This window comes from Pseudomonas sp. 37 R 15, from assembly GCF_900004865.1.
In the GTDB taxonomy this organism is placed as follows: Bacteria; Pseudomonadota; Gammaproteobacteria; order Pseudomonadales; family Pseudomonadaceae; genus Aquipseudomonas; species Aquipseudomonas fluorescens_AM.
The window spans coordinates 297394-304070 of record NZ_CVTV01000018.1 but is presented as its reverse complement, the minus strand read 5'-3'; the positions used below and the strand labels follow the sequence as shown (position 1 = coordinate 304070).

The following is a 6677-nucleotide window of genomic DNA, read 5'->3' as shown; positions in this document are numbered from 1 at the left end:
CCGCTGAAGAAGTGAAGATCGGCTTCCTGGTCAAGCAGGCCGAAGAACCCTGGTTCCAGACCGAATGGGCCTTCGCCGAAAAAGCCGGCAAGGAGCACGGTTTCACCGTGATCAAGATCGCCGTGCCGGATGGCGAGAAAACCCTGTCGGCCATCGACAGCCTGGCCGCCAACGGCGCCAAGGGCTTTGTGATCTGCCCGCCGGATGTGTCCCTGGGCCCGGCCATCGTCGCCAAGGCCAAGGTCAACGGCCTCAAAGTGATGGCCGTGGACGACCGCTTCGTCGACGCCAAGGGCAACTTCATGGAAGACGTGCCGTACCTGGGCATGGCCGCGTTTGAAGTGGGCCAGAAGCAGGGCGCCGCCATGGCCGCCGAAGCGAAAAAACGCGGGTGGGACTGGAAGGACACCTACGCGGTGATCAACACCTTCAACGAACTCGACACCGGCAAGAAACGCACCGACGGTTCGATCAAATCCCTGGAAGAAGCCGGCATTCCCAAGGACCACATCCTCACCGCCGCGCTTAAAACCCTCGACGTGCCCGGCAGCATGGACGCCACCAACTCGGCCCTGGTCAAGCTGCCCAGCGGCGCGAAAAACCTGATCATCGGCGGCATGAACGACAACACCGTGCTCGGCGGCGTACGTGCTACCGAAAGCGCCGGCTTCAAGGCCGCCAACGTGATCGGCATCGGCATCAATGGCACCGACGCCATCGGCGAATTGAAGAAAGCCGACAGCGGCTTCTTCGGCTCGATGCTGCCAAGCCCGCATATCGAGGGCTACAACACCGCGCTGGCAATGTACGAGTGGGTCACCACCGGCAAGGAACCGGCCAAATACACCGCCATGGACGAAGTGACCTTGATCACCCGCGCCAACTTCCAGGAAGAACTGACCAAGATCGGGCTGTGGAAATGACCGCTGCGGCCCTGCGTTTTGACGGTATCGGCAAAACCTTCCCTGGGGTCAAGGCGCTCGATGGCATCAGCTTCACCGCCCACCCGGGGCAAGTGCACGCCCTGATGGGCGAGAACGGTGCGGGTAAATCGACGCTGCTGAAGATCCTCGGCGGCGCCTATATTCCCAGCAGCGGCACGGTGCAGATCGGCGAGCAGACCATGGCCTTCAAGAACGCCGCCGACAGCATTGCCAGCGGTGTGGCGGTGATCCATCAGGAGCTGCACCTGGTGCCGGAAATGACCGTCGCCGAAAACCTGTTCCTCGGGCATCTGCCGTCGCGCTTTGGCGTGGTCAACCGCGGCGTGCTGCGCCAGCAGGCGCTGGCGTGCCTCAAGGGCCTGGCCGATGAAATCGATCCCGAGGAAAAGCTCGGGCGCCTGTCCCTGGGTCAGCGCCAATTGGTGGAAATCGCCAAGGCGCTGTCCCGTGGCGCCCATGTGATTGCCTTCGATGAACCGACCAGCAGCCTCTCGGCGCGGGAGATCGACCGCTTGATGGCGATCATCACGCGCCTGCGCGATGAGGGCAAAGTGGTGCTCTACGTCTCGCATCGCATGGAAGAAGTGTTCCGTATCTGCAATGCGGTGACGGTGTTCAAGGACGGCCGCTTCGTGCGCACCTTCGAGGACATGAGCGCGCTGAGCCACGATCAGTTGGTGACCTGCATGGTCGGGCGCGATATCCAGGACATCTACGACTATCGCCCGCGCGAGCATGGCGACGTCGCCCTGAAGGTTGACGGCCTGCTCGGCCCCGGCCTGCGCGAACCGATCAGTTTCAACGTGCGCAAAGGCGAAATTCTCGGCCTGTTCGGCTTGGTGGGGGCAGGGCGCACGGAACTGTTCCGTCTGCTCAGCGGCCTGGAACGCGCCAGTGCCGGCAGCCTGGAGTTGTGCGGTGAGCCGCTGCAATTACGCTCACCGCGCGATGCCATCGCGGCCGGCGTGCTGCTGTGTCCGGAAGACCGCAAGAAGGAGGGCATCATCCCGCTGTCCAGCGTCGCCGAAAACATCAACATCAGTGCCCGTGGCGCGCATTCGGCGTTCGGCTGGCTGTTGCGCGATGGCTGGGAAAAGGGCAACGCCGACGGGCAAATCAAGGCCATGAAGGTCAAGACCCCGAACGTGGCGCAGAAGATCATGTACCTGTCCGGCGGCAACCAACAGAAGGCCATTCTCGGCCGCTGGTTGTCGATGCCGATGAAAGTGCTGCTGCTGGACGAGCCCACGCGCGGCATCGACATCGGCGCCAAGGCCGAGATCTACCAGATCATCCACAACCTCGCGGCGCAGGGCATTGCCGTGATCGTGGTGTCCAGCGACCTGATGGAGGTCATGGGCATTTCCGACCGCATCCTGGTGATGAGCGAAGGCACCCTCACAGGCGAGCTACCCCGCGAACAGGCGGATGAAGCACGGCTGTTGCAACTGGCACTCCCGCGCACGCGGGCTTGAAGAATTCGAGGGCACGGGTATGTCTCAGGTAAAAACTGCAAAGGGCTTCTGGCCGGGTTTCAACCAACGCAAATTCCTGGATGACTGGGTGATGCTCTTGGCGGCGTTGGGCATTTTTGTGCTCAGCGCGCTGTTTATCGACAACTTCCTCTCACCGCTGAACATGCGCGGGCTGGGCCTGGCCATTTCCACGGTGGGCATTGCCGCGTGCACCATGTTGTTCTGCCTGGCGTCGGGGCATTTCGACTTGTCGGTGGGCTCGGTGATCGCCTGCGCCGGCGTGGTGGCGGGCATCGTGATCCGCGACACCGACAGCGTGATGCTCGGCGTGTCGGCGGCTTTGGCCATGGGCCTGGTGGTGGGGCTGATCAACGGCATCGTCATCGCCAAGCTGCGCATCAACGCGCTGATCGCGACCTTGGCGACCATGCAGATCGTCCGCGGCCTGGCCTACATCTTCTCCAACGGCAAGGCGGTGGGGGTGATGGATGAAGGCTTTTTCGTGTTCGGCAATGGCCAGCTGATGGGCGTGCCGGTGCCGATCATCATTACCGTGTTTTGCTTTGTGTTCTTCGGCTGGTTGCTCAATTACACCACCTACGGGCGCAACACCATGGCCATCGGCGGTAACCCGGAAGCGGCGCTGCTGGCGGGGGTCAACGTTGATCGCACCAAGATCATCATCTTTGCCGTACACGGCCTGATCGGCGCACTGGCCGGGGTGATCCTGGCTTCGCGCATGACCTCGGGCCAGCCGATGATCGGCCAGGGTTTCGAGCTGACAGTGATATCGGCGTGCGTGCTGGGCGGGGTGTCGTTGAGTGGCGGTATCGGCATGATCCGCCATGTGATTGCCGGGGTGTTGATCCTGGCGATCATCGAGAACGCGATGAACCTGAAGAACATCGATACGTTTTACCAGTACGTGATTCGGGGTTCGATCCTGCTATTGGCCGTCATCATCGACCGCCTGAAGCAACGCTGACTCATGCCATGTGAGGACTAAATGTGGGAGGGGGCTTGCCCCCGATGGCGGTCTATCAGTAGACAGATGTGCAAGCTGACCCACCGCTATCGGGGGCAAGCCCCCTCCCACATTGGATGTCCTGTGTTCAGAAGGGCAGCTTTTGCCATAATGGCGCCGTTTTCGTACTTCCCAATAGGCCCGACATGCAGGAAAACGCTCACTCCCCCGTCAAAGACACCGCCCCCACCGGCACCCAGACCCTGCTGCGTGGCCTGGGCGTGGTGCAGGCGGTGGCGGCCGGTGCGCGGGATCTCAAAGAGATCGCCCGACGTATCGGTACCACCCGCAGCACCACCCATCGCCTGGCCAGTTGCCTGGTGGAGGAGCGTTACCTGCGTGTGGTACCCCAAGTCGGTTACCTGCTGGGGCCCAAGCTGATCGAACTGGGCTTCCAGGCGCGCGAAGAACTGCCGCTGGTAAACCTGGCCGTGCCCTACCTGGACGAGTTGTCGGCCCTCACCGGCGACACCATCCACCTGGCGATTCGCGAATACGACGAAGTGCTCTACCTGCACAAGAACCCCGGCCGCAATGGGCCGGAAATGCGCTCGCGGGTGGGTCATCGCATGCCGCTGGCGCGCACCGGCATCGGCAAGGCGTTGATGCTCGATGACAGCGTGGAGGAGTGGCAGCGCCTGTACGACGTCAGTCTGCCGGCGGGGGGCAAGAACCTGCAATGGCCGCAGCACCCCGAGCAGTCGTGGGCGCAGTTCGAGCAGCGCATGCATGAATACGTGGTGGGCGGTTATGCGTTCGATCTGGAAGACAACGAACCGTCGATCCGTTGCGTCGCGGCACCGGTGCGCGATGCCAGCCGGCGAATCGTCGCCGGCATCAGCATCGCCAGTACCGTGCCCTACATGCCGCTGGAGAAAATGGCCGAGCTGATCCCTGTGATCAAACAGGTCGCGGCTCGGCTGTCGGCGCAACTGGGCGCGAAGGCCTGATCAGGCCTTCAGGGTCGCCATGTCGATGACGAAGCGATACTTCACATCACCGGCGATCATCCGTGTGTAAGCCTCGTTGATCTGGCGGATGTCGAGCATCTCGATGTCGCAGGTGATGCCATGCTCGGCGCAGAAGTCCAGGACTTCCTGGGTTTCGGCAATGCCGCCGATCAACGAGCCGGCCAGCACTTTACGGCCCAATACCAATTTGGCGGCATTGACGGGCGGGTCCACCGGCTCGATCAGGCCGACCAGGATATGCACGCCGTCAAAGCGCAGCACGTCGAGGTAGGGGTTCAGGTCATGCTGCACCGGGATGGTGTCGAGCAGGAAGTCGAAGTGCCCGGCGGCGGCTTTCATCTGCTCCGCATCAGTGGACACGATCACATGGTCGGCGCCCTGGCGACGGCCTTCTTCGGCCTTGCTCGCCGAGCGCGTGAACAGCGTCACTTCGGCGCCCATGGCCTTGGCGAACTTGATACCCATATGGCCCAGGCCGCCCATGCCGAGAATCCCGACCTTGTCACCGGCCTTCACGCCATAGTGCTTGAGCGGCGAGTAGGTGGTGATGCCCGCGCAGAGAATCGGCGCGGCGCTGGCCAGGTCGAGCTTGGCCGGGATCTTCACCACGAAGTGTTCGCTGACCACGATGCTGTCGGAGTAACCGCCCATGGTGTTGCTGCCGTCCACGCGGTCCGGGGTGGCGTAGGTCATGGTCGGGCCTTCGAGGCAGTATTGCTCGAGGTCCGATTTGCAGGCGTCGCAGTGGCGGCACGAATCGACCATGCAGCCCACGCCCACCAAGTCGCCGACCTTATGGGAGGTGACGCTGGCGCCAACCGCAGTGACCTTGCCGACGATTTCGTGGCCGGGCATCAGCGGGTAAACCGCGATGCCCCATTCGTTGCGTGCCTGGTGGATATCGGAGTGGCACACGCCGCAGTAGAGAATCTCGATGGCCACATCATCGGCGCGCGGGCTGCGGCGTTCAAATGACATGGGGGCGAGGGGAGTGGTGGCCGACTGGGCGGCGTAACCGATGGCGGTGTACATGAGGAAACCTCGCAAACGCATTGAAAAGTGAGGCGGTCCATTCTCCTCACCGACCCTGCAGGCGGCCATGGCGATTGCTCCGAGTCTCATGCCTAAAGCTCCGGAGGGGCAGCTAAATGCGGCAAGCTTCAAGCTGCAAGCTATAAACTGTAACCTGCTCACAGCTCACAGCTCACAGCTTGCAGCTTGCAGCTTGCAGCTCACAGCTCACTGACCCCCACCCCCCCACCCCCCGAGAACCGCTTTTATGCTGTTGACCCGCCATCTCGACGCCAACGCCACTCTGGTTTCCTTGATTGAGGGGCTTGCGTCCCGTGACGGCTTTTCGCCGACTCACCTGCCGGGCGTAAAGGTGTTGCGCGCCAGTTGCGACGTGGCGCGTGGGCCGCAGATCTACGAGCCGAGCCTGATGTTCGTGGCTCAGGGCAGCAAGGTCGCCTATCTGGGGCCGCGTACGCTGGAGTACGGCGCCGGGCACTACCTGATCCAGGCCATGCCGGTGCCGTTCGAGTGCGAGACGTTTGCCATGGCTCCCGGGGCGCCTTTGCTCGGCGTGACGGTCGGAATTGATCGAGTGGTGCTGGGCGAGTTGGTCATGGCGATGGGCATGCAAGCCGGACCACCGCCGGCGGCGCAGACCCTGGAGTCGATGAGTTCGGTGGTGCTCGATGACGCCATGCGCGGGTGCGTCGAACGGCTGTTGCAATGCCTGCACGATCCGCTGGAGAGCCGGATCATGGGGCCGGCGCGGGTGCGCGAATTATTATTCACCGCGTTGCGTGGGCCACAGGCCGATGTGTTGCGTGCATTGGTGGAACAGCAAGGGCAGTTTTCGCGGATTGCCACGTCCCTGAACCACCTGCATGCCCATTACGCCGAACCGCTGAATATCGAGACGCTGGCCGGTTTCGCGCACATGAGTGCGTCAACCTTCCACGAACACTTCAAACGCTGCACGCTGTTGTCGCCCGTGCAGTATCTCAAGCGCTTGCGGTTACTCAAGGCCCAGCAGTTGCTGCTGGTCGACGGCATGGGTGTGGCGCAGGCGGCGCACAGCGTGGGGTATCAGAGTACGTCGCAGTTCAGTCGCGAGTACAAGCGTTACTTTCTGCGTAATCCTGGTGAAGAGCGGGCCGCCTGAATCTGCCGGGTAACCCCGCCAAGTGAACTGTTCGTCCATGGGCTCGGTGTGCTTGCAATACCTGATGACTGCTCCGGCAGGGTGGTCGTG

General features: G+C 62.5%; 6 protein-coding genes. 5 read left to right on the top strand and 1 reads right to left on the bottom strand.

The window, feature by feature from the left end; genetic code table 11:
• The 4 genes from BFQ04_RS05225 to BFQ04_RS05210 form a co-directional block, all read left to right on the top strand.
• On the top strand, positions 1-923 hold a 923-nt coding region (locus tag BFQ04_RS05225; protein WP_065932500.1), incomplete at its 5' end, for a substrate-binding domain-containing protein.
• The gene (gene araG, locus BFQ04_RS05220) at positions 920-2419 is read left to right on the top strand and encodes an L-arabinose ABC transporter ATP-binding protein AraG (RefSeq protein WP_065949875.1); all 1500 of its coding nucleotides are present in this window, start codon (positions 920-922) and stop codon (positions 2417-2419) included. The genes BFQ04_RS05225 and araG, both read left to right, overlap by 4 nt.
• 19 nt (positions 2420-2438) lie before the next feature.
• Positions 2439-3404, top strand: coding sequence for an L-arabinose ABC transporter permease AraH (gene araH / locus BFQ04_RS05215; protein ID WP_065949885.1), 966 nt, complete (start codon positions 2439-2441; stop codon positions 3402-3404).
• Positions 3405-3589: 185 nt separating this feature from the next.
• Positions 3590-4393, top strand: a complete 804-nt coding sequence (locus tag BFQ04_RS05210) for an IclR family transcriptional regulator (protein WP_065895466.1) — start codon at positions 3590-3592, stop codon at positions 4391-4393.
• Here the strand turns inward: BFQ04_RS05210 and BFQ04_RS05205 are convergent, their stop codons facing one another.
• The gene (locus BFQ04_RS05205) at positions 4394-5446 is read right to left on the bottom strand and encodes an NAD(P)-dependent alcohol dehydrogenase (protein ID WP_065887924.1); all 1053 of its coding nucleotides are present in this window, start codon (positions 5444-5446) and stop codon (positions 4394-4396) included.
• A gap of 247 nt (positions 5447-5693) precedes the next feature.
• Between BFQ04_RS05205 and BFQ04_RS05200 the strand changes: the two genes are divergently transcribed.
• Positions 5694-6587, top strand: coding sequence for an AraC family transcriptional regulator (locus tag BFQ04_RS05200; protein ID WP_057721141.1), 894 nt, complete (start codon positions 5694-5696; stop codon positions 6585-6587).
• The last annotated feature ends 90 nt before the right edge of the window (positions 6588-6677 follow it).

What these genes read in the sequence shown, in the direction of transcription:
- BFQ04_RS05210 (WP_065895466.1), top strand. Translation starts at nt 3,590, where the DNA reads ATGCAGGAAAACGCTCACTCCCCCGTCAAAGACACCGCCCCCACCGGC.
- araG (WP_065949875.1), top strand. Translation starts at nt 920, where the DNA reads ATGACCGCTGCGGCCCTGCGTTTTGACGGTATCGGCAAAACCTTCCCT.
- BFQ04_RS05205 (WP_065887924.1), bottom strand. Translation starts at nt 5,446, where the DNA reads ATGTACACCGCCATCGGTTACGCCGCCCAGTCGGCCACCACTCCCCTC.
- araH (WP_065949885.1), top strand. Translation starts at nt 2,439, where the DNA reads ATGTCTCAGGTAAAAACTGCAAAGGGCTTCTGGCCGGGTTTCAACCAA.
- BFQ04_RS05200 (WP_057721141.1), top strand. Translation starts at nt 5,694, where the DNA reads ATGCTGTTGACCCGCCATCTCGACGCCAACGCCACTCTGGTTTCCTTG.